Raw genomic sequence first — 15,536 nt, 5'->3', positions numbered from 1 at the left:
TGACCGCGGCCTTTTCCTAGCGGGGGGCGGTGGCCCCGGCGCGCGGGGGCCGGCGGCGGGTGGCCGGTCATCCGGGCGACGACCCGCTGGCGGCGTCTCACCGGGCCAGGGGCCGTCGACCGGTCGACGGGCGGCGGTGGCGCCCGATTCGGTCTGGCGCGGCGCCGGCGGCGCCGCGGACTCCGGCCCGCTGCCGCGCGCACCGGCCGGCTCTGCCGGCGTACGCGGGGTGGGTTGTGCCGGCGGTCCGGCCGGGTCTGCCGGCGGCATGCCTCCACGGGGCCGGTTCGGCTCCGCCGGTGCGCCGTCCGGGCCCAGCTCGGTGCGTTGCTGCTTCGCCGAGCGCAGGTCGTCGATCCAGCCGAACTCCTCGCCGGCTACCGGCTCCTCCGGCTCGGGCTCAACCGGCCGGCCGCGACCCCAACGGCGGGTCTTGGCGCGGGGATCGCGCCGCTCGTCCGGGCCCTCGTCCGGGCGGTCCCCACCACGCGATCTCACTGTTGACCCTCTCCCGCGGCGTCGGTGCCGCTGTCCTGCATCGTGCCGGGGGCACCCGTGCCCGTCGTCGGACGGGCGGCCCCCGGGGATAGCGCTGGCGCGGTCTGCGCCGTTACGGACGGCTCGGCTGTCCGCGTCTCCGGGCGGGCGGCCGGGGCCGGCAGACCACGCACGATCCGGCGCAGCAGCGGCAGTCGGCTGGCCACCGACCGCTCCGCGCCGTGCGGGCTGGGCTGGTAGTAGTCGGTGCCCACCAGGTCGTCCGGGACGTACTGCTGGGTGACCACGCCGCGTTGGTCGTCGTGCGGGTAGCGGTAGCCGGTCCCGTGGCCCAAGCCCCGGGCGCCGGCGTAGTGCGCGTCGCGCAGCCCTCGCGGCACCGGGCCACCGCGACCGGCCCGGACGTCGGCGACAGCGGCGCCGATGGCGGTGGTGGCCGAGTTCGACTTGGGCGCGGTGGCCAGGTGGATCACCGCCTGGGCGAGGTTGAGCTGCGCTTCGGGCAGCCCGACGTACTCGACCGCGTGCGCGGCGGCGGTCGCCACGCTCAGCGCCCCGGGATCGGCCATGCCCACGTCCTCGCTGGCGAAGATGACCAGACGACGGGCGATGAACCGGGCGTCCTCACCGGCGACCAGCATGCGGGCCAGCCAGTGCACCGCCGCGTCCACGTCCGAGCCGCGCATGCTCTTGATGAAGGCGCTGACCACGTCGTAGTGGGCGTCGCCGTCGCGGTCGTAGCGCACCGCCGCCACGTCGACCGCCTGCTCGGCGGTGGCGAGGTCGATCCGCCCGCCCCCGAGGGCCGTGGCGGAGGCCGCCGCCGCCTCCAGGGCGGTGAGTGCCTTACGAACGTCACCGGCGGCCAGCCGGACCAGGTGATCCTCGGCCTCGCTGGTCAGGGCCAGTGCGCCGTCCAGGCCACGCTTGTCGGCGACCGCGCGGCGCAGCAGGCCCCGCACCGCCTCGTCGTCCAACGGTTGCAGGGTGAGCAGCACGCACCGCGACAGCAGCGGTGAGATGACCGAGAAGTACGGGTTCTCGGTGGTCGCCGCCAGCAGGGTGACGGTGCGGTCCTCGACGGCGGCGAGCAGGGAGTCCTGTTGGGTCTTGCTGAACCGGTGCACCTCGTCGATGAAGAGCACTGTCTGCGGGCCGCCGGAACGGCGCTGGCGGCGCGCCGCCTCGATCACCGCCCGGACGTCCTTCACACCGGCGGAGAGCGCCGACATGGCGACGAAGCGGCGGTCGGTCGCCCCGGCCACCAGGTGCGCGATGGTGGTCTTGCCGCTGCCCGGCGGGCCCCAGAGGATCACCGACAGCGGAGCCCCGCCGGAGACCAGTTGCCGCAGGGGTGCGCCGGGAGCGAGCAGGTGCTCCTGCCCGACCAGCTCGTCGAGGGTCACCGGGCGCATCCGGACGGGCAGGGGCGAATCGTCGGCCACCGCGGTGAAGCCGTCGACACCGGCGGGACCGTCGGGCGCGCTGCGCGACCCGGCGGGTTCACCGAGGGAGAAGAGGGCGTCGGACTCCATCACGAAGACAGTACCGGGCCGGGCCCACGACGCCGGAATCGCGCCGCGGGCCCGCCACCGGTGATCGGTTCCGGTCAGCCACGCCCGGGGCGACGGCCCCGGTACCAACGGCCGCCGCCACCGCCGCCGCCGCCGCGCGGGCCGCTGCCCACGCCGGCCAGGTAGAGCGAGAGGAGGAGCAACCCGATGAGTACGAGGGTGTTCCAGTTGAACAGGTCGGGTGCGCCGAAGTTGGTGTCGAGCAGGTCGAGCAGCAGGGCAAAGCCAAAGACGATGGCCGCGAGAATGGCGAGCATGTCGGTCCTCCGGTGGGGGTTCCCAGTAGGTCGGCGCGTGATGTACCCAATCGGTCGACTCGCCAATCTCCACGGTGGAGATGGCCATGCCGGGACGGCCCGGCGAGGGCGTTCGACCCCCGGCTCTAGGCTGGAAGCATGATCATCGACGACCAGGTGCTCCAGGACCGGAGCGCCATCCTGGCCGCCGTCGGGCATCACCCGTTCGCCCGGCACGCGCTCGGGCGAGCCGTGCCGGCGCACGCGTACCGGCGTGATGGCGCGGTGCTGTGGCTGGTCCCGCCGGAGTACGGCCCGGCCGGCTGCGCGATCGGCCCGGCCGAGGCGGCGCTGGAGATCTGTGTCGCGCTCGTCGCCGACGGGATGCTCCAGCCCGGACAGCGGCTGCACCTGCCTCGACAGGATCGCGGTCGGCTGGCCGACCGGCTGGCGGTGGCCGAGCACAGCGACTGGGACTTCGACTGGACCGATGCGCCGCCGCCGACGCAGCCGGACGAGCAGCCGGTGGTACGCCTCACCGACGCAGACCAGCCGGCGCTGGCGGCGCTGGTGGAGGAGTCGTTCCCCAGCAGCACCTCCCGACCGGGCGACCCGCGGGTGGTGGACTGGTACGGCATCCGGGCCGGTGACCGGTTGGTGGCGTGCGGCGCGGACCGCAGCCAGGGTGACATCGGCTTCCTCGCCGGCCTGACCGTCGCCCCCGACCAACGAGGTCGGGGGCTGGGCGCGGCCCTGACCGCGGGGATGACCCGGGCGCTGCTGGCGCGCCACGACATGGTGGGGCTCGGCGTCTACACGCACAACGTCGGTGCGGCGCGGCTCTACCGTCGACTCGGGTACACCAACACCCTTCCGCTCAGCTCGATCCGCCTCGCCTGAGAGCGGCCCTCCTCGTCAGCGGTCAGCGGCGGGTACCGGGACCGGTGTCGGCTCGACGGCCGGGACGGCCCGACGGCCGGCCAGCCAGGCGGGCAGGTAGAGCGGTGCGGCGACGGCCAGCACCACACCGCCGACCACCATCGCGGTGCTGACGCTGGTGCTGGCGGCGAGCGCGGTGAGCACCACCCCGCCGAGCGCACCGGCCGGTGCCGCCATCATCGAGTTCAGCGAGAGCACGCTGGTCCGGTACGGGCCGTCGACCTGCCGGTGCAGCAGCCCACTGTGCAACGGGTTGGACGCGCCGTGCACGGCGTAGCAGGCCAGGTAGGCCACCAGCACGCCGACCGGCCCGGCGAACAACCCCATCCCGACCACCGTCACGCCCTGCAGGACGCGCAGCAGGGCCGCACCCGGCGCGGCGCCGAACCAGCGCAGCAGCAGTGGAGTCAGTGCCGCGCCGGCGGCCGAGGCGAGCCAGGCAGCCGAGTTCGCCGGCCCGAGCAGCACCGCGGCACGTTCCGGGTCGCCGATCACCTCGGCGAGTCTGACCGGCAGCAGCGACTCGAAGGTGACCATGCCGAAGCCCCAGAACAGCTCGACGGCCACCAACGCCAGCAGCACCCGGGAGCGACGCAGCAGCCCGACGGCCTGGCCGATCATCCGGGGCGCCTGGACCACCGAGGCCCGCAGCGCCGCGAACCCGGTGGCCGGCCGCTCCTCGACCAGCAGCACGACCAGCGCGACGAGCGCAGCCACCTGCGCGACGATGGCGGCCAGCACGGGCACGGTGAGCGCACTGACTGGCCCGATCGGGCCGAGCGCGATGAGGCCACCGCTGAGCAGCGCGCCACCGCCGATGGCCCCGCCGACAACGGTGCCGGCGTAGCCGAGGCCGCGCTCGTACTCGGCCTCCGGGTCGACGGCCAGGGTGGCGTCGACGTACCAGGACTCCAACGGGCCGCTGTCCAACGCCCGACAGATGCCCTGCAGAGCCCAGACCACGAAGAACAGCCAGAACGAGTCGGCCACCGCGAACAGCGCCAGCGAGGCGAGGTTGAGCACCCCGGCGGCGAGCAGCACCGGTCGGCGGCCGAGGGCGTCGGCGAGCCCGCCGGTGGGCAACTCCAGCGCCAGCACCAACAGCCCCTGCGCCGTGCCGACCAGCCCGATCTGCGGCAACGACAGGCCGCGCTCCTGCATCAGCAGGATCATCACCGGGATCATCAGACCCGTGGGCAGCCAGCGCAGGCCGTAGAGCGTGAGGTAACGACGCCGAACCTGGCGTACGGTCAACGCGCTCACCGGAGGCCCTCGCGCAACGGGTAGGCGGCCAGGAAGACCTGCACCGGGCGGGCCTCTGGGTCGGTAGAGGCGTCGGGCTGGGCCTCGCGGTGGTAGCGCTCCAGCACCTGCCACACCTCCGCCTTGAGCTCCTCCAGTCTGGCGGGCGGGATGGTCATGAAGATGTCGCCCATGCCGAAGCCGTCCCGCCAGGCGGGTGACCACTCGTGCTGGGTGGCGAACCAGCGGTCGGCGGTCTCGACGAGGAGACGCACCTGGTCGCCCTGGATCCACTCGATCGCGGCCCGGGCGTCGGGGTCGTCATCGAAGTCGCTCGGCTCCCAGTTGGTGACGTCGTGCGCCGCCTGCCACCAACGTTGCCGCCCGGTGCCTCGGTCGGGATCCTCGATGACGAGCCCGACCTCGGCGAGTTGACGCAGGTGGTAGCTGGTCGCGCCGGTGTTTGTGCCGAGCAGTTCGGCGAGGGTGGTGGCGGTGGCGGGCCCCTTCACACGCAGGGCGCCAACCAGCCGCATTCGTAGCGGATGCGCCAGCACCCGGACCTGCCGCTTGTCGATGCGGACCTCGCGTAGCGCCGCCCGCTGAGCGTCTTCGTCGTTCGCCATGACCGCAGAGTATCTCTGCACACTTTCTATGCACAAGTATTCTGCACAGAAAGTGTGCCTGTCAGCCGGCGAGGAGTTCGCGTACCCCGCGCAGTCGCGTCCGCAGCAGGGCGGCGGCGCGCGCGGAGTCGAGGCGTACGTCCAGAGGGCGGACCAGTCCGGTCGCGGCGCTGGTGGTGGTCTTCAACCCGGTCGCGTCCAGGCCGTACCGCTCGGCGACCAGCAGACCCAGCTCCGCCCGGCTGACCGCGTCCGGGCCGGCCACGTTCAGCAGACCGGCGTACGTCGAGGCGACCAGCTCCAGCACGGCCTCGGCCAGGTCGGTGACGTCGATCGGGCAGCGCAGTTCGTCGCTGAACAGGGTGGCCCGGCCGGCGAGCGCGTCCCGGCAGAGCTGGATCTGCTTGCTGCCCTCCCCCACGATCAGGGAGGTCCGCACCAGCGCCGCGCCCGGGTCGATCGCCCGCACGGCGGTCTCGGCCGCGGCCTTCGCGGCGCCGTACGCGTGCACCGGCGTGGGTGGTTCGTCGTCGGCGTACGGCACGGGTCGTCCGGCGTGCAGCGCGTCGCTGGACACGTGCACCAGCCGGGCACCCACCTCGGCGGCGGCGAGCGCCACGTGTGCTGCCCCGTCGGCGGTGACCGCCCAGTCCCCGTACCGATAGGGGGTCCCGACCACGGCGTCCGGCCGCACCTCGGCGACCAGCGCGCGCACGGCGGACCGGTCGGTCACGTCCAGTCGCCGTGCCGCAACTCCCGGCACGGCGATCTCACCGGAGTGGAACGTCCCGACAACCGACCACCCGGCGCCGAGGCCCCGCCGACAAACCGACCGCCCGAGTAAGCCGCTACCCCCGACAACAAGCACCCGCATCCCAGCCCACTCCCCCACCGACGATCAAGAGGTTTGCGTCATCTCGCGGGGCGATGATGACGCAAACCTCTTGATCAACCAAGCAACGGGCGGGAGGTGGTGGGAATCAGACGGGGTCTGCTACCGGGGCTGCGGGGCCGGCCGTGCCCGTGTGAGCCGTTGCGGCGGGCTTGGGCTTGGCGTCGATGCCGGCCTCGGTGCGCTGCTGGGCGGTGATCGGGGTGGGGGCACTGGTCAGCGGGTCGAAGCCACCCCGGGTCTTCGGGAAGGCGATGACCTCACGGATGGAGTCGGCACCGGCGAGCAGCATGCAGACCCGGTCCCAGCCGAAGGCGATGCCGCCGTGCGGCGGGGCGCCGTACTTGAACGCCTCCAGCAGGAAGCCGAACTTGTCCTGCGCCTCCTCGGGAGTGATGCCGAGCAGGTCGAAGACCCGCTTCTGCACGTCACCCCGGTGGATACGGATCGACCCGCCGCCGATCTCGTTGCCGTTGCAGACGATGTCGTACGCGTAGGCCAGGGCCCGGTCCGGAGCCTCCTCGAACCGGTCGACCCAGTCGGCGTTCGGCGAGGTGAACGGGTGGTGCACGGCCGTCCAACCGCCCTCGTCCGTGCGCTCGAACATCGGCGCGTCGACCACCCAGCAGAACGCCCAGGCGCTCTCGTCGATCAGGCCGGACCGCTTGGCGATCTCGACGCGGGCCGCCCCGAGCAGCTCCTGCGCCTCCCTGGTGGTGGCGCTCGCGGCGAAGAAGACCGCGTCACCCGGCTTGGCGCCGACCGCGTCGGCGAGCCCACCCAGGTGCTCGGCGGAGAGGTTCTTCGCCACCGGGCCGCGCGCCTCGCCGGTCTCGGCGTCCAGCACCACGTACGCCAGGCCGCGGGCGCCACGCGCCTTCGCCCAGTCCTGCCAGCCGTCCAGCTCCTTGCGGCTCTGCGCCGCGCCACCCGGCATCACCACCGCGCCGACGTAGCCGCCCGCGTCGATCGCCCCGGCGAAGACGCGGAACTCGGTGCCGCGCAGGTACTCGGTCAGCTCGGTCAGCTCGACGCCGTAGCGCAGGTCCGGCTTGTCCGAGCCGTACCGGGCCATCGCGTCGTGCCAGGTGATCCGCGGGATCGGTCGGGTGATCTCGTGCCCGGCCAGGTCCTTCCACAGCGTCGAGACGATTGCCTCGCCGAGGTCGATCACGTCGTCCTCGGTGACGAACGACATCTCGATGTCGAGCTGGGTGAACTCCGGCTGCCGGTCGGCGCGGAAGTCCTCGTCGCGGTAGCAGCGCGCGATCTGGTAGTACCGCTCCATGCCGCCGACCATCAGCAGCTGCTTGAACAGCTGCGGCGACTGCGGCAGCGCGTACCAGCTGCCGGGCTGAAGCCGCACCGGCACCAGGAAGTCGCGGGCGCCCTCCGGCGTCGAGCGGGTCAGCGTCGGCGTCTCGATCTCCAGGAAGTCCCGCTCGTGCAGCACACCCCGGGCGAGCTGGCTGGCGCGCGAGCGCAGCCGCAGCGCGTTCGCCGGGCCGCTGCGGCGCAGGTCCAGGTAGCGGTACCGGAGTCGGATGTCGTCGCCGGCCTCGATCTGGTCGTCCACCGGCAGCGGCAGCGGCGCCGCCTCGGAGAGCACCTCCAGCTCGACGACTGTCACCTCGACCTCGCCGGTGGGCAGCTCCGGGTTCTCGTTGCCGGCCGGGCGGCGGGTCACCTCGCCGACGACCTTCACGCAGAACTCGTTGCGCAGCGCGTGCGCATCTTCCTCGCGGAACACCACCTGGACTACACCGGAACCGTCGCGCAGGTCGACGAAGATGACCCCGCCGTGGTCGCGGCGGCGGGCCACCCAGCCGGCGAGCGTCACCGTCGAGCCGGCGTCCGCGGCGCGCAGGCTTCCGGCATTGTGGGTACGGATCACGGCTGGCAACTCCTCATCTGCGGTGCGGTGTGCCTCCGCATTCTGTCAGGGGTGGCCGCCCCGCCTCCGGGCACCCGTCAGGTCGACCGCGCTGGGCGAACCCGACTCAACCGGCCATCTCGCCGGTTAACGTGGCGAAATGCGGCCCGTACCGAACTGGGCCGTCGCCACGGCGGCGACGGCGCCTGTGCTGCTGGTGGCCGGTTGGACGGTGGCGGAGGCCCGGCAGCCCGTCGGGTACGACCCGGTCCGGGACACCATCAGCGAGCTGGCAGGACAGGACGCCACCGACGCCTGGATCATGGTGGTGGCTCTGGTGCTGCTCGGCTGCTGCTACCTGTCGGTCGCCGCCGTCCTGCACGCGGCCGGGCTGCCCAGTCGCTTCCTGCTCGCGATCGGTGGTGTGGCCACCATCGCGCTTGTCGCCTTTCCCCGGCCGCCGGTCGGTGGCTCGCTCAGCCATGGCATCGCGGCGACGGTGGCCGTCCTCGCCCTGGTGCTCTGGCCGGCCGGCTCGGCGCTGCGGCTGCCGCGTGGCCACGACACCGAGCACCCCACCCGACCGGAACCGCCCTGGGCGTTCCGCCGGGCGGTGGGGCTGAGCGCCACGCTCGTGCTGCTCGCGCTCTTCGGCTGGTGCGCGTTCGAGGTGACCAGCGGGTCCCGCACCGGGCTGGCCGAGCGGGTGACGGCGGTGGCGGTCTCCCTCTGGCCGCTGCTGGCGATCCTCTCCGCCCGGCGGGCGCACCTCGCCTGGTCGACCGGCGGCACCGTACGCGTCGGCCCGGACCTGCCGACCATCGGCGTCGTACCCCCGGATCCTCTCGGACCACCGAGCGGGCCCACCCCCGGGCGACCCGACCGGCTGTGACGAGTCGTCGCCCCGCCTGATCTGGCCTTGTCGTCCCCGGCTGCTCCGGCGTCCGCGCGTCGGCCCTGGCGCGCGGCCCGGGAACTGTGCCGGTCGGACCGCTACGATCGCCCGATGTCCGCCGTTCCCCGTTGGGCCCTGCTGTCGGCCGCTGGCGCACCGCTCTTCCTCGTCGGCGGCTGGACACTGGCGCAGGCCGCCCAGTCCGACGGATTCGACCCGGTGCGGCAGACCATCAGCGCGCTTGCCGCCGCGGGCGCGGACCATCGCTGGATCATGACGATCGGGTTGGCCGGCCTGGGCCTCTGTCACCTGACGACCGCGCTCGGCCTGGTCAGCGCCGCGCCGACGGGCCGAGCGCTGCTGGCGCTGGGTGGGCTGGCGACCCTGGTGCTGGTCGCGTTCCCGCAGAGCCCGGACGGTGACTCGACGACGCATGCCGTGGCCGCCGGGGTGGCCTTCGGGGCGTTGGCCGTCTGGCCGGCCCTGGCGGTGCCCCGTCGAGCGGCGCGGTCGCTCGACCGGGAGCGCCGCCACCCGCCGGCTCCCGCACGCCGGGTGGCGCTCGCGGCGGCGGTGGTCCTCCTCGGGCTGGTCGGCTGGTTCGCCGTCGAGTTCTTCACCGACGGGGCGTGGATCGGGCTGACGGAGCGGCTGGCGGCGGCGGCCGAGGCGGGCGTACCGCTGGCCGCTGTGCTGGTCTCCCGGCGGCGGCCGCGACTGTCCGGGGCCGGCTGAGCGCCGTCGCGTTCGCCCGCTGTCGGCGGGGTTCGGTGGCCGTCAACGCGACGCGGGCCGCCGGAGTGTTCCGGCGGCCCGCTAGCGGTGCGTGGATCAGAAGACGCTGACGCCGTAGCGGCTGAGCGCCTCGGTGACCGGCTGGAAGAAGGTCGTGCCGCCGGTGCGGCAGTTGCCGCTACCACCGGAGGTCAGACCCAGGGCGGTGCCGCCCGCGAAGAGCGAGCCGCCGCTGTCGCCCGGCTCGGCGCAGACGTTGGTGCGGATCAGACCGGAGACCGAGCCCTCGGCGTAGTTCACCGTGGCGTTGGTCGCGTTCACAGTGCCGCTGCGCAGGCCGGTGGTGCTGCCGGAGCGCTGCACCGACTGGCCGACGGAGGCGTTGCCGGAACCGGTGATGTCCCGGAAGCTGCCGTTGTAGAGGGAGACGTTGCCGGCGGCGTTGGCCGAGTTGTTGTGCCGCACGATGCCATAGTCGTTACCCGGGAAGCTGGTGCCGGTACGGGTACCGAGCAGCGAGGTCTGGGCGGAGTTCGAGTACCAGCTGGCCGAGATGTTGGTGCAGTGCCCGGCCGTCAGGAAGGAGTAGGTGCTGCCACTGCGCACGTTGAAGCCGAGCGAGCAACGCCCGCCCCCGCCGGCGTAGATGGCCTGACCGCCGGAGATCCGGGTGCTCAGCACGCCGGCCTCGGCCTCGACCCGGACCGCGCCGTTGGCCCGCGCGGCGGCGGCCTTGACCCGCTCCAGCTTGGCACCGGTGACGGTGCTGTCGACGGAGACGACGACCTGGTTGGTGACCGGGTCACTCCACCAGGCGGTGCCCGGGATCTTGGCGGAGCGCTCCAGCTCGGCCGTGGCCCGGTTGAGCTCGGCGGCGCCGCGGGTGACGTAGCGGACGACGGCGCCGGCCTTGCTCGCCTTGCTGGCGGCGGCCGCGTCGGTCACTGTGACGACGGATTTGCCGCTGGCGTCGATGTACGAGCCGGCGGAGCGGTCGCCGAGTTCCGCGGAGATCGCGGCGGCGGCGTCGGGCGACGCGGCAGGAGCGGCCTGGGCGGGCGCGCCGATGAGCGAGCCGACGACCAGGGTTCCGGAAACGGCGACTGTGGCCGCAACGCGGAATGAGGACCTCGTGGGTCGCATGTAACAAACCTCCTGGGCGGGGGAGCGGGTCTGCCGGGGGTAGCTGACCCGAGGGCAACCCGGCCGATCTGGGGAAACTGGCCGGATGAGACTGAAGTATTCACATACTTAAGATCATTAACAAGGCTTGGATTCACCCGGATTCGCCGATCCCGGTTGGTCGCACGGCCGCAACACCCCCGACACGCTGGCGAACAGCCACCGTCACACCCCACCGACATTCGACAGACTTTTGGTGCGCACGATCATCGATGTCTTCCCGCGCCGGGCGTCGGGTGCACCGCGCGCCGGGACGGCACTGGCGCCGCGCGACGGGCGCCGGACGTCAGGGTTCGGCGGGCGATGGGCGGCAGGGCCGCGGCGGGCGACGGGTCAGGGGGTACGGCGACGGGCGCCGGGACCCGGACTGGGCACCACGTCCCGTGGCCGGCCCACGTCGTGCCCGTCGGCGCAGCGCAGTTCGGCGCGCACCTCGGCGCCGCAGTCGCGGTGCCTGACACTGAGCGGCGGGCCCTCCGCGTCGGCGAGGTACCGGTCGCCCCAACCGAGGACGGCGACCAGCACCGGCCACAGGTCCAGGCCCTTCTCCGTGAGCCGGTACTCGTGGCGCAGCCGACTGCCGGGCTCCCGGTACGGCTCGCGACTCAGCACGCCCTGCTCCACCAGGCTCGCGAGGCGGTTGGTCAGCACCTGGCGCGGAATGCCGGTGCGTACGCGCATGTCGTCGAAGCGGCGTACGCCGGTGAACACCTCGCGGAGGACCACCAGCGTCCACCGCTCACCGAGGACCTCCATCGCGCGGGCGATGGTGCAGTTCTCCACTGACCAGTCCAGAGCCGCGGGTCGCATCGGACCAGGCTAGATCTCGTTGACAGACTCAGCAACTGGCTGCCAGGCTGCGTCCATGACGCAGACGCAGGAACCAGTGCGCAGCCGTACCTTCACCTGGGCGGACCCGTCGGTCAACGCCGCCCAGGTCGGTCGACGCAGCGGCCTGGACATGCTCCGGGCGATGATCGCGGGCGAGTTGGCCGCGCCGCCGGTGATGCACCTTCTCGACATGGCCCGGATGGAAGCCGACGAGGGTCGGGTCGTCGTCGAGCTGATCCCGCAGGAGTTCCACTACAACCCGCTCGGCAGCGTCCACGGTGGCGTGCTCTCGACCCTGCTGGACACCGCAGCGGGGTGCGCCGTGCACACCACAGTGCCCGCCGGCGTCGGCTACACCTCGCTGGACCTCAACGTGAAGTTCCTCCGCCCGGTCACCATCGACAGTGGCACCCTGCGTTGCGAGGGCACTGTGCTGCAACGCGGCCGCCGTACGGCCCTGGCCGAGGCCCGCATCACCGACGCCACCGACCGCCTGATAGCCCACGCCACCAGCACCTGCCTCCTGTTCCCCCTCCCGCTCCCCTGACCCCACCCCTCTGGGTCGATCATGAAGTTATTGCCCGGACACGCCGACGCGAGTGGCGATAACTTCATGATCAACGAGGTGGGGTGGGGGTGCAGGGGGTGGGTTTTAGCGCAGGGCTAGGCGGGCCGCTCGGGCGTCGCGCTTCTCCTCGAAGCGGCTCGCGGCGCGGTCCAGGTTCTCCAGCTGGGCGGCGAGCTGCTCGCGGGCGGCTTCGCCGTCGGCGTCGAGGCCGGTCACGTTGAAGACGTCCCACTGGCGCAGGACCGGCTGAAGCACCTCGTCACGGTGCTGGCGCAGGTCGTAGATGCCGGCCAGGGCGATCGCCACCGACTTGCGGGCGAACCCGTCGATGCCGCTGCCCGGCATCTGGAAGTCGGCCACCACGTCGGCGACGGCCCGCATGGCCTGGCTCGGAGCCAGCTCGAACGAGGCCGCGAGCAGATTGCGGTAGAAGACCATGTGCAGGTTCTCGTCGGCGGCCACCCGGGCCAGCAGCGCCTCGCAGGTGGGGTCGCCGGTGGCCTTGCCGGTGTTGCGGTGCGAGATCCGGGTGGCCAGCTCCTGGAACGAGACGTACGCCAGCGAGTGCAGCACCTCGTCGCCGTGGGCGTTGGTGTAGCCCTCCGACATGTGCGTCATCCGGGCCCGCTCCAACGCCACCGGGTCGACCGCCCGGCTGACGGTCAGGTAGTCGCGGATCGCGACGCCGTGCCGACCCTCCTCGGCGGTCCACCGGTGCACCCAGGTGCCCCACGCGCCGTCGCGGCCGAACAGGGTGGCGATCTCGTGGTGGTACGAGGGCAGGTTGTCCTCGGTCAGCAGGTTCACGATCAGCGCGGTGCGGGCCACGTCCGGGATGGTGGAGTCGGTAGGTGACCACGCCTCGCCGCCGAGCGGCCCGTCGAAGGTCCGTCCTTCGCTCCACGGCACGTACTCGTGCGGAAACCACTCCTTGGCGAGCGAGAGGTGGCGGTCCAGGTTGCGTGCGACAACCGGCTCCAACTCGACGAGCAGCGCGGTCTGGCTCACTGTGGTGCTGACGGTCACGAGAAACTCCCTACGGTGGCGTAACTTACGCTACCGTAGGTCCCCGCGGCCGTCAGCGCCAGTGGAGACACTCAACCGACTGTGGGTCTGAGGTCTCCCAGGGGTGGCGTCCACTCCCCCGCACCGGCCGTGACCTGCTCACCGGAGCGGATGTCCTTCACCTCGTCCGGCGTTCCCTCGGCACCGGGGAACCAGACGTACGGGATGCCGCGCCGCTCGGCGTAGCGGATCTGCTTGCCGAACTTCGCCGCGCTCGGCGACACCTCGGTCGGCACCCCGCGCCGCCGCAGCGCCTCGGCCACCCGGTTGCTGGCCGTACGCTGCTCCTCGCTGGTCACCGCGACGAGCACGGCCGTCGGCACCTCCCGCGAGACCGACAGCTCCCCCGCGCCGAAGAGCAGACCGAGCAGCCGGGTCACCCCGATCGAGATCCCCACCCCCGGGTACGAGACAGCGCCGGCGCTGGCCAGGTTGTCGTACCGACCGCCGGAGCAGATCGAGCCGAAGCGCTCGTAGCCGCGCAGCTGGGTCTCGTAGACGGTTCCCGTGTAGTAATCCAGGCCACGGGCGATGCGCAGGTCCGCCACGCAGAGGCCGGGCGAGTGCTCGGTGGCGGTGTCCACCACCCGGACCAGTTCCTCGATGCCCTCGTCGAGCAGCGGGTCGCTCACCCCGAGCGCCCGGACGGCGTCGGCGAAGGAGGCGTCCGGTGCGGAGATCTCGGCCAGCGCCAGGCAGGCCTTGGCCTGCGCCTCGCTCGCCCCGGCGGTCTGGGCCAGCAGCTCGGCCACCTTCGCCGGGCCGATCTTGTCGAGCTTGTCCACGGCGCGCAGCGCCGCCTCCGGGTCGGTCAGCCCGATGCCCCGGTAGAAACCCTCGCAGATCTTGCGGTTGTTGACCTGGATCGTCACCGGTGGGATCGGCAACGAGCGCAGCGCGTCCCCGATGACCAGCGGCATCTCCGCCTCGTGGTGCGCGGCCAGGGTGTCCCGGTCGACGATGTCGATGTCGGCCTGGACGAACTCCCGGTAGCGGCCCTCCTGTGGCCGCTCGCCCCGCCACACCTTCTGGATCTGGTAGCGGCGGAACGGGAAGCTCAGCTTGCCGGCGTTCTCCAGCACGTACCTGGCGAACGGCACTGTCAGGTCGAAGTGCAGGCCGAGCTGGTCGTCACCACCGGCACCCTCGGCGTCGGCGTGCAGCCGCCGGATCACGTAGACCTCCTTCGAGGTCTCGCCCTTGCGCAGCAACTGGTCCAGCGGCTCCACGGCGCGGGTCTCCAGCGGCGCGAAGCCGTACAGCTCGAAGGTGGCCCGGATCTTGTCGAGCACGAACTGCTCGATCATCCGCTGGCCCGGGGTCCACTCCGGGAAGCCGGAGATGGGCGTGGGCTTGCTCATCGGCGTACTCCTTGCGGTTCCGCGCCGGTGGCGCCGTGGTGTCGTGGGTCCGCGCGCGGCGCGGACGAAAGATCTAGAGGCCCCGGATGGGAGCGGCCGGCGACGTGCCAGCCACCTCGACGAGGTACGGGTTGCTGGCGCGCTCGCGGCCGATGGTGGTGGCGGGGCCGTGGCCGGGCAGCACGACGGTGTCGTCGGCCAGCGGAAGAATCTTGTCGCGCAGGCTGGTGAGCATGGCCGGCATGCTCCCGCCCGGCAGGTCGGTGCGGCCGATCGACCCGGCGAAGAGGACGTCACCGGAGAGGCACAGCTCGTCAGCCTCCCAGCCCGACCCGGCGCCCGGCAGCCGGAACAGCACCGACCCGCCGGTATGGCCCGGGGCATGGTCGACGGCGATCTCCAGGCCGGCGAGCGTGAGGGTGGCGCCGTCGGTCAACTCCGCCACGTCCTCCGGCTCGGTGTAGCTCAGCCGGCCGCCGAAGAGCGACGTCAGGTCGGTCGAGAGGCCCTTGGACGGGTCGGCCAGCATCTCCCGGTCACCGGGGTGCACGTACGCGGTGATGCCGCGCGCACCGCAGACCGGCGCGACCGAGAAGGTGTGGTCGAGGTGGCCGTGGGTGAGCAGCACGGCGGCCGGGTGCAGGCGGTGCTCGGCGAGCAGCGCGTCGAGCTGGTCGAGCACCCCGATGCCGGGGTCGACCACCACGCACTGCTCCCCCGGCGCGGTGGCAACCACGTAGCAGTTGGTGCCGAAGGCGTCCGCGGGAAAGCCGGCCACGAGCACTGGCTCTGTCCTTTCCGTCGAGCAGCTGTCGTCCTGCACAGCAGCCTATCGGGCGGGCCGAGCGAGTTTGCCGCGTCCGTCCCACCTGCCCCGCAGGGCACAGTGACAACCTCCGATAAGCGCTGCTCGGGACGGGGTGGACCTCGTACACCACATTCCCAGTGACTAGCCGTACACTCTGGCGGGCGTGTGGCGCGGCACACGCTGACGCCCGGACGGGCCGGTGCTACCGGCC

General features: G+C 72.5%; 15 protein-coding genes and 1 pseudogene. 4 read left to right on the top strand and 12 right to left on the bottom strand.

All coding sequences use genetic code 11. The annotated features are described in order from the left end of the window. The 3 genes and pseudogenes from ABZS40_RS13885 to ABZS40_RS13875 form a co-directional block, all read right to left on the bottom strand. A pseudogene (locus ABZS40_RS13885) lies at nt 1–498 on the bottom strand (hypothetical protein); the annotation flags it as partial. Continuing rightward, on the bottom strand, nt 495–2,033 hold the full coding sequence (locus tag ABZS40_RS13880; protein WP_354943629.1) for a replication-associated recombination protein A: 1,539 nt from the start codon (nt 2,031–2,033) through the stop codon (nt 495–497). The gene ABZS40_RS13880 and the pseudogene ABZS40_RS13885, both read right to left, overlap by 4 nt. Before the next feature lie 74 nt (nt 2,034–2,107). Beyond that, nucleotides 2,108–2,329: a hypothetical protein gene (locus tag ABZS40_RS13875; RefSeq protein ID WP_030335598.1), complete on the bottom strand. Its 222-nt coding sequence runs from the start codon at nt 2,327–2,329 to the stop codon at nt 2,108–2,110. A 138-nt stretch (nt 2,330–2,467) separates the two neighbouring features. Here ABZS40_RS13875 and ABZS40_RS13870 point away from each other — a divergent pair, with 138 nt between their 5' ends. Beyond that, nucleotides 2,468–3,208 (top strand): GNAT family N-acetyltransferase, encoded by a 741-nt coding sequence (locus ABZS40_RS13870; RefSeq protein WP_354943628.1) that lies wholly within the window; start codon nt 2,468–2,470, stop codon nt 3,206–3,208. A 15-nt stretch (nt 3,209–3,223) separates the two neighbouring features. Here the strand turns inward: ABZS40_RS13870 and ABZS40_RS13865 are convergent, their stop codons facing one another. The 4 genes from ABZS40_RS13865 to aspS form a co-directional block, all read right to left on the bottom strand. Then, nucleotides 3,224–4,510, bottom strand: coding sequence for an MFS transporter (locus tag ABZS40_RS13865; protein WP_354943627.1), 1,287 nt, complete (start codon nt 4,508–4,510; stop codon nt 3,224–3,226). Next, entirely contained in the window at nt 4,507–5,115 is a 609-nt protein-coding gene (locus ABZS40_RS13860) for a helix-turn-helix domain-containing protein (protein WP_354943626.1), read from the bottom strand. The genes ABZS40_RS13865 and ABZS40_RS13860 overlap by 4 nt, the downstream gene beginning before the upstream one ends. Before the next feature lie 61 nt (nt 5,116–5,176). Further along, nucleotides 5,177–5,989 carry a sugar nucleotide-binding protein gene (locus ABZS40_RS13855; protein WP_354943625.1) on the bottom strand — a complete coding sequence of 271 codons (813 nt, stop codon included), beginning with the start codon at nt 5,987–5,989 and terminating at the stop codon, nt 5,177–5,179. A 106-nt stretch (nt 5,990–6,095) separates the two neighbouring features. Beyond that, nucleotides 6,096–7,901, bottom strand: a complete 1,806-nt coding sequence (gene aspS / locus ABZS40_RS13850) for an aspartate--tRNA ligase (RefSeq protein WP_354943624.1) — start codon at nt 7,899–7,901, stop codon at nt 6,096–6,098. A gap of 139 nt (nt 7,902–8,040) precedes the next feature. Here aspS and ABZS40_RS13845 point away from each other — a divergent pair, with 139 nt between their 5' ends. Next, nucleotides 8,041–8,772 carry a DUF998 domain-containing protein gene (locus ABZS40_RS13845; RefSeq protein WP_354943623.1) on the top strand — a complete coding sequence of 244 codons (732 nt, stop codon included), beginning with the start codon at nt 8,041–8,043 and terminating at the stop codon, nt 8,770–8,772. Nucleotides 8,773–8,886: 114 nt separating this feature from the next. After that, nucleotides 8,887–9,510, top strand: a complete 624-nt coding sequence (locus ABZS40_RS13840; RefSeq protein ID WP_354943622.1) for a DUF998 domain-containing protein — start codon at nt 8,887–8,889, stop codon at nt 9,508–9,510. A 96-nt stretch (nt 9,511–9,606) separates the two neighbouring features. Here ABZS40_RS13840 and ABZS40_RS13835 read toward each other — a convergent pair whose 3' ends face one another. Together ABZS40_RS13835 and ABZS40_RS13830 are read right to left on the bottom strand one after the other, a co-directional pair. After that, a complete protein-coding gene (locus ABZS40_RS13835; protein WP_354943621.1) occupies nt 9,607–10,653 on the bottom strand; it encodes a S1 family peptidase in 1,047 nt (348 codons plus the stop codon). 372 nt (nt 10,654–11,025) lie between these two features. Beyond that, nucleotides 11,026–11,502, bottom strand: a complete 477-nt coding sequence (locus tag ABZS40_RS13830; protein WP_354943620.1) for a helix-turn-helix domain-containing protein — start codon at nt 11,500–11,502, stop codon at nt 11,026–11,028. A 55-nt stretch (nt 11,503–11,557) separates the two neighbouring features. Between ABZS40_RS13830 and ABZS40_RS13825 the strand changes: the two genes are divergently transcribed. After that, complete coding sequence (locus ABZS40_RS13825) at nt 11,558–12,070, top strand: PaaI family thioesterase (protein ID WP_354943619.1); 513 nt, start codon at nt 11,558–11,560, stop codon at nt 12,068–12,070. 105 nt (nt 12,071–12,175) lie between these two features. Here the strand turns inward: ABZS40_RS13825 and ABZS40_RS13820 are convergent, their stop codons facing one another. The 3 genes from ABZS40_RS13820 to ABZS40_RS13810 form a co-directional block, all read right to left on the bottom strand. Beyond that, on the bottom strand, nt 12,176–13,117 hold the full coding sequence (locus ABZS40_RS13820; protein WP_354943618.1) for an acyl-ACP desaturase: 942 nt from the start codon (nt 13,115–13,117) through the stop codon (nt 12,176–12,178). Nucleotides 13,118–13,188: 71 nt separating this feature from the next. Continuing rightward, nucleotides 13,189–14,517, bottom strand: a complete 1,329-nt coding sequence (gene hisS, locus ABZS40_RS13815) for a histidine--tRNA ligase (RefSeq protein WP_354943617.1) — start codon at nt 14,515–14,517, stop codon at nt 13,189–13,191. A 73-nt stretch (nt 14,518–14,590) separates the two neighbouring features. Further along, complete coding sequence (locus tag ABZS40_RS13810) at nt 14,591–15,301, bottom strand: MBL fold metallo-hydrolase (RefSeq protein ID WP_354943616.1); 711 nt, start codon at nt 15,299–15,301, stop codon at nt 14,591–14,593. Between the last annotated feature and the right edge of the window lie 235 nt (nt 15,302–15,536).

The sequence above is a fragment of the Micromonospora sp. NPDC005324 genome (assembly GCF_040607155.1).
Lineage (GTDB): Bacteria > Actinomycetota > Actinomycetes > Mycobacteriales > Micromonosporaceae > Micromonospora > Micromonospora trifolii.
Note: the sequence above shows the minus strand (reverse complement) of the source record. Positions and strands in the feature narration are given on the sequence as shown.

Coding starts and splice junctions, on each gene's coding strand:
- ABZS40_RS13880 (WP_354943629.1), bottom strand. CDS start 2,033: ATGGAGTCCGACGCCCTCTTCTCCCTCGGTGAACCCGCCGGGTCGCGC.
- ABZS40_RS13875 (WP_030335598.1), bottom strand. CDS start 2,329: ATGCTCGCCATTCTCGCGGCCATCGTCTTTGGCTTTGCCCTGCTGCTC.
- ABZS40_RS13870 (WP_354943628.1), top strand. CDS start 2,468: ATGATCATCGACGACCAGGTGCTCCAGGACCGGAGCGCCATCCTGGCC.
- ABZS40_RS13860 (WP_354943626.1), bottom strand. CDS start 5,115: ATGGCGAACGACGAAGACGCTCAGCGGGCGGCGCTACGCGAGGTCCGC.
- ABZS40_RS13855 (WP_354943625.1), bottom strand. CDS start 5,989: ATGCGGGTGCTTGTTGTCGGGGGTAGCGGCTTACTCGGGCGGTCGGTT.
- ABZS40_RS13845 (WP_354943623.1), top strand. CDS start 8,041: ATGCGGCCCGTACCGAACTGGGCCGTCGCCACGGCGGCGACGGCGCCT.
- ABZS40_RS13840 (WP_354943622.1), top strand. CDS start 8,887: ATGTCCGCCGTTCCCCGTTGGGCCCTGCTGTCGGCCGCTGGCGCACCG.
- ABZS40_RS13835 (WP_354943621.1), bottom strand. CDS start 10,653: ATGCGACCCACGAGGTCCTCATTCCGCGTTGCGGCCACAGTCGCCGTT.
- ABZS40_RS13830 (WP_354943620.1), bottom strand. CDS start 11,502: ATGCGACCCGCGGCTCTGGACTGGTCAGTGGAGAACTGCACCATCGCC.
- ABZS40_RS13825 (WP_354943619.1), top strand. CDS start 11,558: ATGACGCAGACGCAGGAACCAGTGCGCAGCCGTACCTTCACCTGGGCG.
- hisS (WP_354943617.1), bottom strand. CDS start 14,517: ATGAGCAAGCCCACGCCCATCTCCGGCTTCCCGGAGTGGACCCCGGGC.